This window comes from Lentzea xinjiangensis (assembly GCF_900110955.1).
GTDB lineage: Bacteria > Actinomycetota > Actinomycetes > Mycobacteriales > Pseudonocardiaceae > Lentzea > Lentzea xinjiangensis.
Genome location: NZ_FOFR01000004.1, coordinates 98825 through 114491, shown reverse-complemented (window position 1 = coordinate 114491; position 15667 = coordinate 98825). Strand labels below are relative to the sequence as shown.

Sequence of the window (15667 nt, the reverse complement as noted above, 5' to 3'; positions counted from 1 at the left end):
GCGGCCATGGACTTCGACGTCATCGTCATCGGTGGTGGCCCCGTAGGTGAGAACGTGGCGTGGCGGACGGCCGCCGGTGGCCTGTCCACCGCCATGATCGAGAAGGAGCTGGTCGGCGGCGAGTGCTCGTACTGGGCCTGCATGCCCTCGAAGGCGTTGTTGCGGCCCGGCCACGCGCTCGCCGCCGCCCGGCGCGTGCGAGGTGTGGACGCCGGGTCGCTGAACCCGCGCGAGGTGCTCGCCCGCCGCACCGGCTTCACCTCCGACTGGGACGACAGCGGCCAGGTGGAGTGGGCGGAGTCGGAGAACATCCACGTCATCCGCGGCGACGGTGAGGTCACCGGCGAACGCGAGGTCACCGTGGGCGGCGAGGTCCACCGGGCGCGCCAGGCCGTCGTGGTCTGCACCGGCAGCGTGCCGAAGATGCCGCCGCTGGACGGCATCGACGGTACTCCGGTGTGGACCTCGCGGGAGGCCACGTCGGCGCGCGAGGTGCCGGACTCGCTGGTCGTGCTCGGCGGCGGCGTGGTCGGCGTCGAGATGGCGCAGGCCTGGGCGCGGCTCGGGTCGAAGGTGACGCTGGTGGTGTCGGGCGACCGGCCGTTGCCGCGGCTGGAGGAGTTCGTCGGGCCCCTGGTCGCCGAGGGCCTGCGCGAGGACGGCGTCGAGGTGCTGCTCAACGCCCGTGCGTCGGCCATCGCGCCGGGCGCGCTGACGTTGCAGGACGGCCGGGTGGTGCGGGGCTCGGAGATCCTCGTCGCGACCGGGCGGGTGCCGGCGACGAAGGACGGCAAGCCGCTGACCATCGACGACACCGGCCTGGTGTCCGATGTGGACGGGCGGTGGCTGTACGCGGCGGGTGATGTCACCGGCCGCGCGTTGCTCACGCACCAGGGCAAGTACCAGGCACGGGCGGTCGGCACGGCGATCCTGGAGCGCTCCCGCGGGTTCGAGCCGAAGCCGTGGTCGGCCGGGCAGGCCAGTGCCGACCACGTCGCGGTGCCGCAGGTCGTGTTCACCGACCCCGAGGTGGCGTTCGTCGGGCACACCGCGGCCGAGGCCCGCGCGGCCGGCCGCGAGATCAGGGTGGTCGACCTCGACATCGCGGTCGCCGGCTCGTCGCTGCACGCCGACGGCTACCGGGGCAAGACGCGGATGGTCGTGGACGAGCGCACGCGGACCCTGGTCGGTGTCACGTTCGTCGGCCAGGACGTCGCCGAGCTGCTGCACTCGGCGACCGTCGCGATCGTCGGCGAGGTCACCGTGGACCGGCTGTGGCACGCGGTCCCCTCGTACCCGACGATCAGCGAGGTCTGGCTGCGGCTGCTGGAGGCCTACGGCCTCTGAGCCGGGTCCCGCGGCGCCTCCAGCACCGTGCCGAGCACGCCGGTGAGCAGCTCGTTCGCCGTGCCGACCACGTACGCGCGGTCGTCCTCGCCGACCCGTTCGGCGAGCTTGAACAGCGCGTCCGCGGTCTGCACGGCGATCCGGAACGTCAGCACCACCGGGGCGTCGCCGTGCGTGCCGAACCGGTTGCCGAACATCTCCGCCAGGCATTCGGCCATGAGCTCGTACTGGTCGACGCTCGAGTCGAGGCGGTGGCTGTCCAGCATGTCGCTGAACCGCACCCGCCCGAAGCCCGGCAATTCGTGCAGCATCCGCATGTAGACGCTCACGGCCTGCGCCATGGCCTCGCGCCACGTGTCCGCGATCAGGCCGGTGGCGAAGAGCTCCCCGACCTCGCGCAGATAGGTCTCCATGCCGCGCAGCGCCAAAGCGTGGACAACGGATCGTTTGTCCGGGAAGTACTGGTAGAAAGAGCCGATAGGCACACCGGCCACATCGACGATGCGCGCCGTGGTGATGTCGTCGTAGTCGTATTCGTTCAGCAGGCTCGCGCAGGCGTCCAGGATCGCGGAGACAGTAGCCGCGCCGCGCTGCTGCACAGGCTGCCGACGCATCACCCTGGCTAATCTGTCCCTGGCCGGATCTTCATGCACGAAGACATCTTCATCCATCCGGGCGGGAAGTCCCAAGCACGGGTTTCCGACGGCGTCAGCCCGGGTCGCCCCGCCGTTTGCGGTGGACGACCCAGCCGAAGTCCACGACGCAGACGACGGCGAGCAGCAGGAGCACGACGCCGAGCCAGACGATGCCGGCCCGCAGTGCCAGCCAACCGGCGACCGCGTTGAAGACGAGCCCGAACCCGGCGAGCCACAACCGCAGCGTCAGCGCGCTGCGCGGAGGAGCAGGGGGCGGCAGGTAGTCGCTCACCTCAGCCGGTTTCCCTCAGCAGCGGGGTCTCAACCCGCCTCAGCGGCCGCGGCGGCTTCGTCACGTACGGCCGGACGAGCCGGGTGAGGGCGAGGCCGGGGGCGATGAGCGGGACCACGGCCGTCAGGACGGCGGCGGTGATCCCCGCGCGTACGACGTCCTTCGGCATGACGGCGACGCGGTCGACGACGAACGCGTGCCGGCCCGTGACCGACACGGCCGCGAGGATGCCCAGGAACACCACCATGCTGAGCATCGCCCGCTGGACGGCGTGCTCGTAGCCGGCCGCTTCCCCCGCGACCAGCACCGCGAACCAGCCCGCGAGCGCCGGGAGCTGGCCCTGCTCGGTGGTGGCGGCCCAGCTCAGGCCGCCGAGCGTGGCGAGCCAGACGAGGACGTCGACGCGGTCCCTGGCCCAGGCTGAGGCGGCGTCGAGCGGGATGCCGGTCCAGGCGAGCACGTCCAGCGGGGACAGCGGGGTGCGGGCGAGCTGCCCGAGGACCCAGGCGAGGGTCCAGGCGGACAGCAGGACCGCGACGACGAGCTGCCACCTGGGCCGGCGCACCACGCAGCGGGCGAGCCGGACGATCTCCGCACGCGTCATACCCCCACCTTGCCGCTCCCAGGTGGTTCGCGGGGAAACGTCACCCCGACGCTCACCCGCACGGCCCCCGCCCGGGTGCGTTCGTCACGCAGCGCTACCCACTATCGGGGGACAGATTTTTCCTATGCTGATCTACATGAGCATCGATCAGCTTCTTCGCCTCCCGAGCTACCTGATGCTCCAGCTCGTGCGGGAGATGCGCCGGATCGCGCGGGCCGACCTGCGCGGCCCGCACCTGACGGTGCTCGCGCACCTCGCGGAGCGCGAAGCCGTGGCGCAAAAGCGGATCAGCGACCGGGTGCGGATGGATCCCAGCGACCTCGTGTCGGTGCTGGACGACCTGGAGGGCCGTGGGTTCGCCCGGCGCAGGAGGGACGAGCGGGACCGGCGGCGCTTCACCGTGTCGATCACCGACGCCGGGCGGGAGGCGCTGCGCGAGCGGCTGGAGGCGGCTCGCGCGCACGAGGACGAGCTGCTCGCGCCGCTGACCCCGCAGGAACGGGTTGAACTCACCACACTGCTGCGGAAGGCGTACCTGCACCACGCGGATCTGCGTGTAGATTAGACAGTCTGCGCTCGTCCGACGGTGGTGCGAGCAGGAATGTGCGACACGGATTAAAACCCGACGTCGCAGCGTATCGAGAAATGAGGCACGTTGTCAAGCCCCTCCGATGACCTCCGGCTCGCCGAAATGGAGCCGGAGCAGGAATACGTGGCCATGTTGTACGGCCGGCTCGACGACCTCCGCGAACAGACGTCGAAACGACTCGCACAATCGTTGCGACAGACCGGCGGCACGCACCAGATGCGGTCCGAGCGCGACACCTCCGTCGCGATGTACACCGATCAATTGGCTCAGTACAGCGCGGTCGAGAACGGCCTCGCGTTCGGCCGGCTCGATTTCCACAACGGTGACCGCTTCTACATCGGCCGAATCGGTCTCTTCGACGAGGACAAGGAATACGAGCCGCTGCTGATGGACTGGCGCGCGCCCGCCGCCAGGCCGTTCTACCTCGCCACCGCCGCCTCCCCCGACGGCGTGCGGCGGCGCAGGCACCTGCGCACCCGCTCGCGCAAGGTGATCGGCCTCGACGACGAGGTGCTCGACATCAACTCGGCCGACGCCTCGCGCAGCGAGGGCCTGACCGGCGAGGCGACCCTGCTGGCCGCGCTGAACGAGTCGCGCACCGGCCAGATGAGCGACATCGTCGCGACGATCCAGGCCGAGCAGGACGTCATCATCCGGTCCGAGCTCAACGGCGTCGTCGTCGTGCAGGGCGGACCGGGCACCGGCAAGACCGCGGTGGCCCTGCACCGCGCCGCGTACCTGCTGTACACACACCGCCGGCAGTTGGCGAAACGCGGTGTCCTGGTGGTCGGCCCGAACACCACCTTCCTGCGGTACATCAGCCAGGTCCTGCCGTCGCTGGGCGAGACCGGCGTCCTGCTGTCCACCGTCGGCGAGCTGTACCCGAACCTGACGGCGACCGGCCGGGAGTCCGCCGAGGTCGCCGCGATCAAGGGCCGCATCGAGATGGCGGACGTGATCGCCGCGGCCGTGCGCGACCGCCAGGAAGCGCCGCCGTTCGTCGAGATCCGCTTCGACAACGACGTGCTGCGCCTGGACCGGCGGGCGATCTCCGACGCGCGGGGCAGGGCGCGCCGCACCCGCCGCCCGCACAACGAGGCCCGCCGCACGTTCGCCCGCGAGATCATCTCGACCCTGGCGGGCATGGTGGTCTCGCGCCTCGGCGGCCACCTGCTGGACAAGACGGACGTGGACGACATCCGCCGCGAGCTGCGCGAGTCCGAGGAGGTGCAGGCCGCGATCTCGTCGCTGTGGCCGGTGCTGACGCCGTTCTCGCTGCTCTCGGAACTCTACGCGAACCCGAAGCGCCGCAACCGCGCGATGTCGAAGTTCAGCCGCGAGGAACGCGACCTGCTGCAGCGGTCCACCGACGACTGGACCCCGGCGGACGTGCCGCTGCTCGACGAGGCCGCGGAGCTGCTCGGCGAGGACGACACCGAGGCCAAGGCCCGCGCGGAACGCCAGCGCCGCCAGGCCATCGAGTACGCGCAGGGCGTCCTCGACATCCTCGACCTGGAGGACGACGCGGACCCCGAGATCCTGATGGCCACGGACCTGATGGACGCCTACCGCCTGGCCGAGCGCCACGGCGTCGACCGCTACGAGACCGCGGCGGAACGCGCCGCGGCGGACCGCACCTGGACGTTCGGCCACATCATCGTGGACGAGGCCCAAGAGCTGTCGGCGATGGCGTGGCGCACGCTGATGCGCCGCTGCCCCAGCAAGTCCATGACGGTCGTCGGCGACATCGCGCAGACCGGTGACATCGGCGGCGCCACTTCATGGGGCGCCGTGCTGTCCCCGTACGTGCAGAACCGCTGGCGCCTCACCGAGCTGACGGTCAACTACCGCACGCCGGCCGAGATCATGGAGGTGGCCGCGGACGTGCTCGCGTCGGTGGACCCGGCCCTGGTGCCGCCGACGTCGGTGCGGGAAACCGGTGTGCCGCCCTGGGTCGCGACGGTCTCGTCGTTCGACGCCGAGGTGCCCGCACTGATCGCCCGCGAGGTGACCGCGGTCGGCGACGGCAAGATCGCGGTGATCGTGCCGGAAGCCCTGCTGCCGTCGGTGGGTTCCGCGGTCGTCGCCGCGGTGCCGGGGTCGTCCGAGGGCAACGACCTGGAGGAGGCGCAGGTCGTGGTGCTCGGCGTGACCGACGCGAAGGGTCTGGAGTTCGACTCGGTCGTCGTGGTCGACCCGGACGGGATCCTGGCGGAGTCGCCGCGCGGCGCCTCGGACCTGTACGTCGCGCTGACCCGTGCCACGCAACGACTTGGCGTCGTGCACACCGGAACGCTGCCCGATGTGCTATCCCGGCTGAAGGACGTTTCCTAGCGAACGCTCGGAGCCCTGGGTGGCGTGCGTGCAGGCGGCAGGTGACCACATCGCACCGCTCGTCGGCGACCAGCTCGCCCCCAGGGCCTCCCAGCCCGTTCCTCTTCCGCCGTCCGAGGTGGTGCCACCGCGCCGGTACGGCGCCGGGCGCACCGCCTTGCTCCGCGGCCGCCCGCCGACGTCGGGTTGGAGTCGCGGTCCGCGTCAGCCGCAGGCCTCGATCAGCCGGTGCCTCGTCCGCACCCACCACACCGCCGCAGAGCTGAGGAAGGCGCTCAAGCTCAAGGAAAGAGGCGGGCAATGGGATGTGGTGGCGCAGATCGTCCTCCAGCTCCACGACGACCTCTCGAGCGAGCACCGCGAAGCTCTCCACGAGCTGCGGATGGCCTCCACCTGGGCCACCACGCTGTCCAGTGATGACTCCCCACTGCTGGAGGAAGTCGTTCGCCGCCACGGGGTGTCGGCCCTCTACCACCGCTGCAACTACCACAACTGGTTCCTGTCCAGCGTGGCGGAGAAGCGCCTTCGGCTGGTGAAGGACATCTCCCGCGTCGCCGACGACCGGCTCGCTGTCGCGATGACCGAGCAGGACACGCCGTGGTTCAGCGAACCCACCTTCCCCGGCTCGGACCTGCTGCCGGCCATGCCGGACCTGAGCAGCGGCATCACTGCGTTGAGGCTGGTGCTCAGCCTGCCGTACTTCGAACTCGAAGGCCTGCCGAGGAACAAGGTGCGGAGTGACCCCTGTTTTCCCGAACCCGTGCGGATGTACGTCAACGCGTGGAGGAACCGGGAGATCAGCGTGCCAAGCCAAGGCCAACCGCTGCCGCCCCCACCCCGAGCGCCACGCTGACCACCACGTTCACCAGCGCGGCGCGGTACCGCTCCGCCTCCAGCAACTTCACCGTCTCGTAGCCGAACGTCGAGTAGGTCGTGAGCCCGCCACAAAAGCCGATGCCGAGCAACGGCATCCAGGACGTGCCGGCGACGAAGCCGATGAGGAAGCACCCCACGACGTTGACCACCAGGGTGCCCCAGGGGAAGTCCGACGAGTGCCGCGACTGCACGAACCGGTCGAGCAGGTACCGGCAAGGAGCCCCGAGGGCGGCTCCGAAGAACACCGCGAGCAGGGTCACCGCGCCACCCGCAGCCCGAGGAACGCCGCCGCCACGGCGCACACCGGCGTCGCCACCAAAGCCCAGGACCACGACGCCGCGTACGACGAGAAGGTCGTGAAGCCGCCCAGGAGTCCCACACCGAAGAACGCGCGCACCAACGGCCGGGGCACCAGCCCCATCAACACCCCGATCAAGAACGAACCCAGCACGTTGATCAGGAACAGTCCCCACGCGCCCGGCACCAGCGACGTCAGGCCGTAGCGCGCCACACCGCCGAGGCCGCCGCCGAGGGACACCAGCGACACGAAGGCCAGCGGGCGCTCAGGCCGTGGGTTCGGCAAGGTGCTCCACCAGGTGGTCCAGGGCCTTCAGGGCGCGCACGACGTCCTCGCGCTCCGAGGGCTCCAGCTTCGAGAGCGCGGAGCCGATCCGCTTCTCGTGCTCGCGCTGCCAGACGAGCAGTTGCTCGTGTCCACGAGGTGAGACGGACAGCCGCGCTACCCGTCTGTCCCTGGGGTCTCCGCCGCGCACGACGAGGCCGGAGTCGATCAGCTGGGACACCAGGCCGGAGACGGTGTTGGGGGCGAGCCGCAACGCCGCGGCGAGGTCGCCGACCTTCATCGGCGGACGCTCCGCGAGGGTCTGCAGCAGTTCTACCTGCGCCATCGGCAGCGACTCCCACGGCCAGTCCGCACGGATGCTCGTCCGCAGCGCCCGGCGCAGACGAGTGACGACGTCGGTGAGCGTGCGAGCTTCGTCTGACATGCGGAAATCTTACTGAACTCCGGACAATAGCTCTGGTTCAGATATAATCGGACCACGATGAACTGGTTGGTCACGGAGTCACCCAGACCGGCGTGGATCGCCCGTCGGCCGTACGCGCCTTGGCTGGTCATCGCGACGGTCTGCTTCGGGGCGTTCATGGGGCAGCTCGACGCCTCGATCGTCACGCTCGCGTTCCCGGCGATGAGCGCCCACTTCGGCGCCGATCCGGAGTGGATCTCGCTCAGCTACCTGATCACCCTCGTGGCGCTGCTCGTCCCACTGGGCAGGATCGCGGACCGGGTGGGCCGCAAGGTGGTCTACGTCCACGGCTTCGCGCTGTTCACCGTCGCGTCCGCGGCGTGCGCGTGCGCGCCGACCTTCGGCGCGCTGATCGCCGCCCGCGTCGCCCAGGCGGCGGGGGCGGCGATGTTGCAGGCCAACAGCGTCGCGCTGGTCACCGCGGCGGTGGCGCCCGAGCAGCGGCGGAAGGCGCTCGGCGTCCAGGCCGCGGCGCAGGCGGCCGGACTGGCGGCCGGGCCGCTGGCCGGCGGGTACCTCACCGAGCACTTCGGCTGGCAGGCCGTGTTCGCGATCAACGTGCCCGTCGGGGTCGTGGCCGTGGTCGCGGGCCACTACCTGCTCCCCCGCACGAGAACCGCCGGGGACAAGGGAAGAGCCACCTGGAAGGTCCTGCCGGGGCTGGTGGGCGTGCTGCTCGCCTACGCCGCGTTGTTCGCGCCGATGGCGTTGCTGCCGTTCGTCGTGGAAAAACCGTTGGCGGAGATAGGACTCACGACCGCAGCGCTGCCGATCGGGTTCGCCATCGCGGCGACCACCCTGCACAAGCGGGGCGTCACCACCGGTGCGCTGCTGGTCGCCATCGCGCCGGTTCTGCCAGTGCCGCAGGCACTTCAGCTCGTCGTGGCCGGCGCCGGGCTCGGGATCATCGCGCCGGCCTGCACGAAACGCGTCATGAGCGCGTTGCCCGAGTCGTCGGCGGGCCTCGGCAGCGGGCTGGTCAACGTCGCGCGCGGCCTCGGGACGGCGCTGGGCGTCGCCGTCGCCACGGCGTTGATCGGCGTTCTCCGGTGAGGGAGGCGTTCGCGTCAGCCAGGAAGGGCGCTGCCCCTTGGCGCACCCGCGCGGCGCGTCGGTAGCCTTCGCCCCATGTCCGAACGGATGAGCTGGGTACCGGAAGGCGTCGACACGGGGAAGCCGAGCGCGGCACGCCTCTACGACTACCTGCTCGGCGGCGGCCACAACTTCGCCGCGGACAGGGAGCTCGCGGAGAAGTTCCTGCGGGCCCAGCCCAACGCCCGCACGATCGCGCGGCTGAACAGGGCGTTCCTGCGCCGGGCCGTGCTGTTCATGATGGACCGGGGCATCCGCCAGTTCCTCGACCTCGGCTCCGGCATCCCGACGGTCGGCAACGTGCACGAGATCGCCCGCAAAGCCGACCCGGAGGCCCGCGTCGTGTACGTGGACTTCGAGGAGGTCGCGGTCGCGCACAGCCAGCTCATCCTGGAGGAGGACCCGCGCGCGGCGGTCGTCCAGGAGGACATGACCGCGCCCGACGCGGTGCTCAAGGCCGCGCGGGACAGCGGCCTGATCGACTTCTCCCAGCCCGTCGGCGTGCTCACGGTCGGCGTCTTCCACTTCGTGCCACCGGAGGCGGACCCGGAGGCGGTCGTCGCGGCGTACCGCGACGCCGTGCCCGCGGCCAGCTACCTGGCGTTCTCGCAGTTCACCCAGGACCTCCAGCCCGCGGAGATGGCGGGGGTCGTCGAGGTGATGAAGAAGAGCCAGAACCCGATGTTCCCGCGCACGAAGGGCGAGATCGAGGGCCTCTTCGGCGGGTTCGAACTCATCGAGCCCGGCATCGTCCCGCTGCCGCTGTGGCGGCCGGAGGACACGAACACCGACGATCCGGACAAGGCGGGCATCTACGCCGCGGTGGGCCGCAAGGTCTAGCGGCCCGTCGGCATTGGCTGGGCGTCGGTGGAATCCGTACTCTCTGTCACAGGATGGAACTTCCGGAGCTCGCCGCCCGCTGGATGAACGCGCTGACCTCGACCGCGTACATCCCGCTGTCCCGCGCCGAGATCAGGCAGGCTCTGCTCGATTCGCTGGTGGAGCTACCGGAGTCACCTGAATCGGTTGCCAATCGATTGGTGTCACTGCACGCAACCGGCCCGGACTCGTTGCGCGTCACGATCGAGGTCCTCTCGCCCACGTTCGAGCTGCCTCTGCTCGCCAGGTTGAGCTCCGCGTACGCGCAGGCGATGCGGATGGACGCGTTCGACCAGCAGGAGCAGATCAAGGTCGCCATCGTGCGGGCCAAGCAGCGGGTGGAGCGCACGCTGAAGGTCAGCCAGGCCCGGTTCCAGGAGGTGTTCGAGTCCTCCGCGCTGGGCATCGCGATCACCGACTTCGACGACCGGTGCGTGGAGGCGAACGACACGCTCGCCGAGATCGTGGGTCTGGAGTCGGGCGAGGACCTCGGTGCACGACCGCTGATCGACTTCTTCCACCCCGAGGACGCGGCGGCGCTGGGCGTCTCCTACCGGCGGGTGCGCGAAGGGCGCGTCGACAGGTTCCGCGACCAGCGCAAGCTGATCCGCGCGGACGGCGAGCCGGTGTGGGTGCACCTCGCCGTGTCGTTGCTGCGCGACGCCGACGGCGCGCCGACGCACTTCGTGACGATGGTCGAGGACATCAGCGAGCTGCACCTGTTGCAGCGCAACCTCGACCACCAGCTGCTGCACGACTCGCTCACCGGCCTGTCGAACCGCCAGCACTTCGTCACGCAGCTCGAACGACAGCTCGACGGCAGGCCGATCACCCTGTACCACCTGGGCCTGGACGCGTTCTCGGTCGTCAACAACGGCCTCGGCCACGAGACCGGCGACAAGCTGCTCAAGATCGTCGCCAACCGGCTGCGCGCGGTCGCGGACGAGAAGCACGCGGTGCTGGCGCGGATCGGCGGCGACGAGTTCGCGCTCCTGACGACCTCGGACAACGTCACCACGACCGTCGAAGAGATCCAGGAGGCGCTCACCGAGCCGACCTTCGTCGACGACCACGGCATCGCGCTGTCGGCGAGCATCGGCGTGGTGGACCGGCCACCGGCGTTCGCGACCGCGGCGGAGCTGATGCGGTGCGCCAACGCGGCGCTGCGCCAGGCCAAAGCGCGCGGCAAGCGCCAATGGGCGTTGCACGACCCGCACGACGACGCCCGCCGCCGCGGCAAGTACGCGCTGGCCGCGTCGATGCCGGGCGCGTGGGAGCACGGCGAGATCAAGATCCTCTACGCGCCGGTGCACGGCCTGGAGACCAACGAGGTGCTGGGCGCCGTCGCCCGCCTGCACTGGGACGACCTGAGCCACAACGACTGCATGGAGCTCGCCGACTCGACGGGCCTGTCCCTGCCGATCGGCAGGTGGCTGCTGCGCGAGGCGTGCGCCCAGGCCGCGGCGTGGGTGGCGGAGTTCGGCGACCGGGCGCCCACGCTGCACGTCGGGCTCGGCGCCCTGCAGTCCCGCGACGAGGACCTGGTCGCCGACGTCAAGCGGGCGCTCGACGAGACGGGCCTGCCGCGCGAGAAGCTGCGGATCGCGCTGGACATCTCGTCGGTGCTGGCCGGCGACGACAACGCGGTGGTGCTGCACGACAGCGGCGTCGTGACGGCGCTCGACGGGTTCCGCGGCGGCCACGACGAACTGGCCGCGCTCACCGAGGTGCCGGTCCGCGCGGTGATCACCCGAGCGCCCGCGCCGAACCCGGACTCCCCGCTGCGCCAGGCGATGCACGACCTCATCGCGACGGTGCACAGCCTCGGCGTGCGGTTCGGCGTCGACGAGGTGCACACCGCCACCGACGCGGACCACTGGCGTGCCGCGGGCGCGGACGGCGTGATCGGGCTGCTGCCCGCCCTGACCGCGGCCGAGGTGACCGACCTGCTGGCTAGAGCTGCTTCACCGCCGCCAGCAGCTTCGTGAGGGAGTCCTTCGCGTCCCCGAACAGCAGCGTCGTCTTCGGGTTGTAGAGCAGCTCGTTGTCCACGCCCGCGAAACCCGGCCGCATCGACCGCTTCATGAACACCACGGACTTCGCGCGGTCCACGTCGAAGATCGGCATGCCGTAGATGGGACTGGACGGCTCGTCCCGCGCACCGGGGTTCACCACGTCGTTCGCGCCGACCACGACGGCGACGTCGACCGACGTGATCCCGGGGTTGACGTCGTCGAGTTCCTTGAGCTGCTCGTACGGCACGTCCGCCTCCGCGAGCAGCACGTTCATGTGCCCCGGCATCCGGCCCGCGACGGGGTGGATGCCGTAGGCGACGGACACCCCGCGCTGCTCGAGCTGCGCCACGAGCTCGCGCACGGCGTGCTGGGCCTGCGCGACCGCCAGTCCGTACCCCGGCACGACGACCACGTTGTTCGCGTACCCCAGCAGGATCGCGACGTCCTCGACCGTGCCCGACTTGACCGAACGCTGCTCTTCCCCTTGCGCGGCAACGGGTGTGGCTTTGAAGGCGCCGAACAGGATGTTGGCCAGCGAGCGCCCCATCGCCTGCGCCATCAACCGGGTCAGGATGGTGCCGGACGCGCCGACGAGCGTGCCCGCGACGATCAGCAGCGTGTTCGCCAGCACGTACCCGGACGCCGCGACCGCGAGACCGGTGAACGCGTTGAGCAACGAGATCGCGATCGGCACGTCCGCACCACCGACCGGCAGCACGAACAGCACGCCGAGCGCGAGTCCCACGACGGCGAGCAACCACAGCAGGAACCCGTTCGGCACCGCCATCGTCAAGGCGCACAGGGCGAGCGACGACACCCCGGCGGCGATCGCGAGCTGCTGTCCCGCCGGCAGCAGCACCGGCCGGGTCGTCATGAGCTCCTGCAGCTTCAGGAACGTGACCACCGAACCGGAGAAGCTGACCGACCCGATCAGCACCGTCAGCACCGTCGCGAGCCGGAACAGGACCGTCGTGCCCGGCACCGCGAAGAACTCGGCCAGCGCGACCAGCGCCGCCGCGGCGCCACCGACGCCGTTGAACAGCGCCACCATCTGCGGGATGGCCGTCATCTTCACCGACCGGGCGGCAGGGATCCCCACCGCCACCCCGAGTGCGACGGCGAGCAGGATCCACAGTCCGTTGTGGACGACGCCGTGCACGTACGCGGTGACGACGGCGACCAGCATGCCGAACGCGCCGATGAAGTTGCCGTAGCGCGCGTACTTGGGCGAGCTCAGCCCTTTCAGCGCCAGGATGAAGCACAGCGCGGCGACGAGGTACATCAGCTGGACGGTCATTTGCGGAACATCTCCAGCATCCGGTCGGTCACCACGAACCCGCCGACCACGTTGACCGTGGCCAGGAAGACCGCGAGCAACCCCAGCACCAGCTCCAGGGTGCTCCCGGCGGACCCGGTGATCAGGATCGCGCCGACCAGGATCACGCCGTGGATGGCGTTCGCGCCGGACATCAGCGGGGTGTGCAGGATCGTGGACACCTTCGAGACCACCTCGAAGCCCACGAACACGGCCAGCACGAAGATCGTCAGCAGGTCGATCACGGCAACTCCTTGCGGATCCGGCCGTCGTGGGTGAGGCAGCAGCCGTCGAGCACCTCGTCGCCGAGGTCCGGCCGCACCGACCCGTCCACGACCATCAGCTTGAGCAGGTTCAGGACGTTGCGCGAGTACAGGCGGCTCGCGTGCACCGGCATGCTCGACGGCAGGTTCAACGCGCCGTGCACCAGCACGTCGCCGACCCAGACCTCCTGCCCGGCGACGGACCCGGCGTAGTTGCCGCCGGACTCCGCGGCCAGGTCGACCACCACGCTCCCGGGCGCCATCGCCTTGAGCATGTCGGTGGTCACGAGCACCGGGGCCCTGCGGCCGGGAATCGCGGCCGTGGTGATGACGACGTCGGACGCCGCCACGTGCCGGCCGATGAGCTCTCGCTGGCGTTCCAGGAACTCCTCGGACTGCGCGGACGCGTAGACGCCGGACTGCGCCTCCAGGTCCAGTTCGAGGAACTTCGCGCCGAGGCTGCGGACCTCCTCCCCCGCGGCCTTGCGCACGTCGTAGGCCTCGACGACGGCGCCGAGCCGGCGGGCGGTCGCGATCGCCTGCAGCCCGGCCACCCCGGCTCCCAGGACCAGCACCTTCGCCGGGGGCACGGTGCCGGCGGCGGTGGTGAACATGGGCAGGAAGCGCGGCAGCCGTTCGGCGGCGACCAGGACGGCCCGGTAGCCCGCCACCAGCGCCTGCGAGGACAGGGCGTCGGCGCTCTGGGCGCGCGTCACCCTCGGCAGCAGGTCGAAGCTGAACGACGTCACGCCGCGGTCGCGGTAGACGCCGAGCAGCTCGCGCTCGTTCGCCGGCTGCAGGAAGCTGATCGTGACGGTGCCGGGTTCGAGCAGCCCGGCCTGGTGCACGGTCAGGGGTTGCACGGACACGACGACGTCGGACTGCGCCGTCGGGTCCTCGGGCGTCACGGTCGCCCCGGCCGCGCGGTAGGCGGCGTCGAGGGCGTGGGCGTGGCGCCCGGCGCCTTCTTGGACGTGCACGGTCAGACCGGCATCGACCAGCGACGACACCGTCTCCGGTACGCAGGCGACACGACGCTCGGCGGGCCGCGACTCTGCGGGTGCTCCCACTCTCACCGTACGCACGTTACGCGATCAAAGGTGATCTGGGCCACATCACAGTTGCCAGAGAACCACCCGCCGGACGTCGAGCGCCGGGCCGGCCGGTGGACATCACTGCGAGACGGGACATCCCTTCGCCGGGCCGCCGGTGGGGAAGAAGTTCGGCAGCAGCTCATCGGTGTCGTAGTAGCGGTGGTAGACCGGCGTGAGCCCGCCCGACACGGGCGGCACGATCCACGACCAGTCCGCGGGGCACTTCCGGCCGGCGGCCTCCTCCTTCTCCAGGTGGGTCAGGAAGCGCCGCGACTCGGTGTGGTGGTCGGTGATCGTGACCCCGGCCTCGCCGAACGAGTGCAGGACCGCGCGGTTGAGCTCGACCAGAGCCCTGTCGCGCCACAACGTCGCCTCCGACGACATGTCCAGGCCCATCCGCTTGGCGAGGTAGGGCAAGAGGTCGTACCGGTCGTGGTCGGCGAGGTTGCGGGCGCCGATCTCGGTGCCCATGTACCAGCCGTTGAACGGCGCCGCCGGGTAGTCGATCCCGCCGATGCGCAGCCGCATGTTGCTGATCGCGGGAACGGCGTGCCACCTCACGCCGAGCGCCGCGAGCCACGGCAGCTCCGGGTGCGAGAGCGGGACCTCGAGCACCGCGTCGGCCGGGATGTCGACGAGCGCGGGCTCGTGGCCCTTGCAGGACACCATCAGCGGCAGCACGTCGAACGGGCCGCGCGTGGCCGGCGGCCGCCAGCCCCGCTTCAGCGCGAGCTCGGTCAGCGCCAGGTTGCGCGCGTCGCCGAGCACACCGCCGTCCGGGCCGCGGTAGGCCGCGTAGCGGACGATCTGCTCGTTGAGGATCCGCGGGGCGTCCACACCGGGCTCGGCGGGCGCGAAGACCGTGATGACGGGCCGGATCTTGCCCTTGTTGGTGGCCACGCGCAGGTGTTCGACGCACTCGGCCGCCACGCGGGCCGGGCTCGACACCTCGCGCAGGTCGCGCACCTTCAGGCTCCGCCAGTAGAGCCTGCCGATGCACCGGGAGCTGTTGCGCCAGGCCACGCGGGCGCCGAAGGCCAGCTCGGCGGCCGTGTGGCGGTAGGTGCCGGTCGCGGCGATCTCCGCGTGCACCTCGGCGAGCCTGGCCTCGACGGGACCGAGGTCCGGGTACTCGGCGTGGTGTTGCCGGACGAAGTCCTCTGCCTCGGGGATGTCGATCTCGCCGAGCTTCTCGACCTGCGCCGGGGGGAGCGCCGTGAGGGAACGGGGCATCACATCAGTCGGGACGGGGGTCATGGCGAGGCACCGTAGTTGCGCTTTCGTGG

General features: G+C 70.7%; 17 protein-coding genes. 7 read left to right on the top strand and 10 right to left on the bottom strand.

The features are described from left to right. Positions 1-6: 6 nt before the first annotated feature. Entirely contained in the window at positions 7-1347 is a 1341-nt protein-coding gene (locus tag BMW88_RS12310) for a dihydrolipoyl dehydrogenase family protein (RefSeq protein ID WP_089950813.1), read from the top strand. Here the strand turns inward: BMW88_RS12310 and BMW88_RS12305 are convergent. The 3 genes from BMW88_RS12305 to BMW88_RS40900 are packed head-to-tail and all read right to left on the bottom strand — an operon-like array spanning position 1335 to position 2878. Then, a complete protein-coding gene (locus tag BMW88_RS12305; RefSeq protein WP_245777733.1) occupies positions 1335-2018 on the bottom strand; it encodes a TetR/AcrR family transcriptional regulator in 684 nt (227 codons plus the stop codon). The genes BMW88_RS12310 and BMW88_RS12305 overlap by 13 nt on opposite strands. Positions 2019-2055: 37 nt before the next feature. Further along, positions 2056-2274 carry a DUF6343 family protein gene (locus BMW88_RS12300; protein ID WP_177221070.1) on the bottom strand — a complete coding sequence of 73 codons (219 nt, stop codon included), beginning with the start codon at positions 2272-2274 and terminating at the stop codon, positions 2056-2058. 1 nt (position 2275) lies between these two features. Continuing rightward, a complete protein-coding gene (locus BMW88_RS40900; RefSeq protein WP_177221069.1) occupies positions 2276-2878 on the bottom strand; it encodes a hypothetical protein in 603 nt (200 codons plus the stop codon). Between the two features lie 136 nt (positions 2879-3014). On the opposite strand from BMW88_RS40900, the gene BMW88_RS41800 reads away from it, so the two are divergent. The 3 genes from BMW88_RS41800 (at position 3015) to BMW88_RS12285 (ending at position 6654) form a co-directional block, all read left to right on the top strand. Beyond that, positions 3015-3443, top strand: a complete 429-nt coding sequence (locus BMW88_RS41800; RefSeq protein WP_177221068.1) for a MarR family winged helix-turn-helix transcriptional regulator — start codon at positions 3015-3017, stop codon at positions 3441-3443. 90 nt (positions 3444-3533) lie between these two features. After that, positions 3534-5801, top strand: a complete 2268-nt coding sequence (locus BMW88_RS12290) for a HelD family protein (protein ID WP_342715054.1) — start codon at positions 3534-3536, stop codon at positions 5799-5801. 28 nt (positions 5802-5829) lie between these two features. Beyond that, positions 5830-6654 carry a hypothetical protein gene (locus BMW88_RS12285; protein WP_143116048.1) on the top strand — a complete coding sequence of 275 codons (825 nt, stop codon included), beginning with the start codon at positions 5830-5832 and terminating at the stop codon, positions 6652-6654. On the opposite strand, the gene crcB is transcribed toward BMW88_RS12285, so the two are convergent. The 3 genes from crcB to BMW88_RS12270 are packed head-to-tail and all read right to left on the bottom strand — an operon-like array spanning position 6599 to position 7684. Then, positions 6599-6937: a fluoride efflux transporter CrcB gene (gene crcB, locus BMW88_RS12280; protein WP_089950808.1), complete on the bottom strand. Its 339-nt coding sequence runs from the start codon at positions 6935-6937 to the stop codon at positions 6599-6601. The genes BMW88_RS12285 and crcB overlap by 56 nt on opposite strands. Then, positions 6934-7224, bottom strand: coding sequence for a fluoride efflux transporter FluC (locus tag BMW88_RS12275; protein ID WP_218148044.1), 291 nt, complete (start codon positions 7222-7224; stop codon positions 6934-6936). Before BMW88_RS12275 ends, crcB begins: the two co-directional genes overlap by 4 nt. 16 nt (positions 7225-7240) lie before the next feature. Beyond that, positions 7241-7684, bottom strand: a complete 444-nt coding sequence (locus BMW88_RS12270; protein WP_089950807.1) for a MarR family winged helix-turn-helix transcriptional regulator — start codon at positions 7682-7684, stop codon at positions 7241-7243. Between the two features lie 57 nt (positions 7685-7741). Between BMW88_RS12270 and BMW88_RS12265 the strand changes: the two genes are divergently transcribed. The 3 genes from BMW88_RS12265 (at position 7742) to BMW88_RS12255 (ending at position 11682) form a co-directional block, all read left to right on the top strand. Continuing rightward, entirely contained in the window at positions 7742-8776 is a 1035-nt protein-coding gene (locus tag BMW88_RS12265) for an MFS transporter (RefSeq protein ID WP_089950806.1), read from the top strand. A gap of 75 nt (positions 8777-8851) precedes the next feature. Next, the gene (locus BMW88_RS12260; RefSeq protein ID WP_089950805.1) at positions 8852-9655 is read left to right on the top strand and encodes an SAM-dependent methyltransferase; all 804 of its coding nucleotides are present in this window, start codon (positions 8852-8854) and stop codon (positions 9653-9655) included. Positions 9656-9708: 53 nt separating this feature from the next. Then, positions 9709-11682, top strand: coding sequence for a diguanylate cyclase domain-containing protein (locus tag BMW88_RS12255; RefSeq protein ID WP_089950804.1), 1974 nt, complete (start codon positions 9709-9711; stop codon positions 11680-11682). On the opposite strand, the gene BMW88_RS12250 is transcribed toward BMW88_RS12255, so the two are convergent. From BMW88_RS12250 to BMW88_RS12235, 4 genes are all read right to left on the bottom strand, one after another. Beyond that, positions 11648-13006 (bottom strand): NAD(P)(+) transhydrogenase (Re/Si-specific) subunit beta, encoded by a 1359-nt coding sequence (locus BMW88_RS12250; protein ID WP_089950803.1) that lies wholly within the window; start codon positions 13004-13006, stop codon positions 11648-11650. The genes BMW88_RS12255 and BMW88_RS12250 overlap by 35 nt on opposite strands. After that, positions 13003-13269 (bottom strand): NAD(P) transhydrogenase subunit alpha part 2, encoded by a 267-nt coding sequence (locus tag BMW88_RS12245; protein WP_218148043.1) that lies wholly within the window; start codon positions 13267-13269, stop codon positions 13003-13005. The genes BMW88_RS12250 and BMW88_RS12245 overlap by 4 nt, the downstream gene beginning before the upstream one ends. Continuing rightward, positions 13266-14363 carry an NAD(P) transhydrogenase subunit alpha gene (locus tag BMW88_RS12240; protein ID WP_089950801.1) on the bottom strand — a complete coding sequence of 366 codons (1098 nt, stop codon included), beginning with the start codon at positions 14361-14363 and terminating at the stop codon, positions 13266-13268. Before BMW88_RS12240 ends, BMW88_RS12245 begins: the two co-directional genes overlap by 4 nt. 96 nt (positions 14364-14459) lie before the next feature. After that, the gene (locus tag BMW88_RS12235; protein ID WP_218148042.1) at positions 14460-15638 is read right to left on the bottom strand and encodes a nitric oxide synthase oxygenase; all 1179 of its coding nucleotides are present in this window, start codon (positions 15636-15638) and stop codon (positions 14460-14462) included. Positions 15639-15667 lie beyond the last annotated feature (29 nt).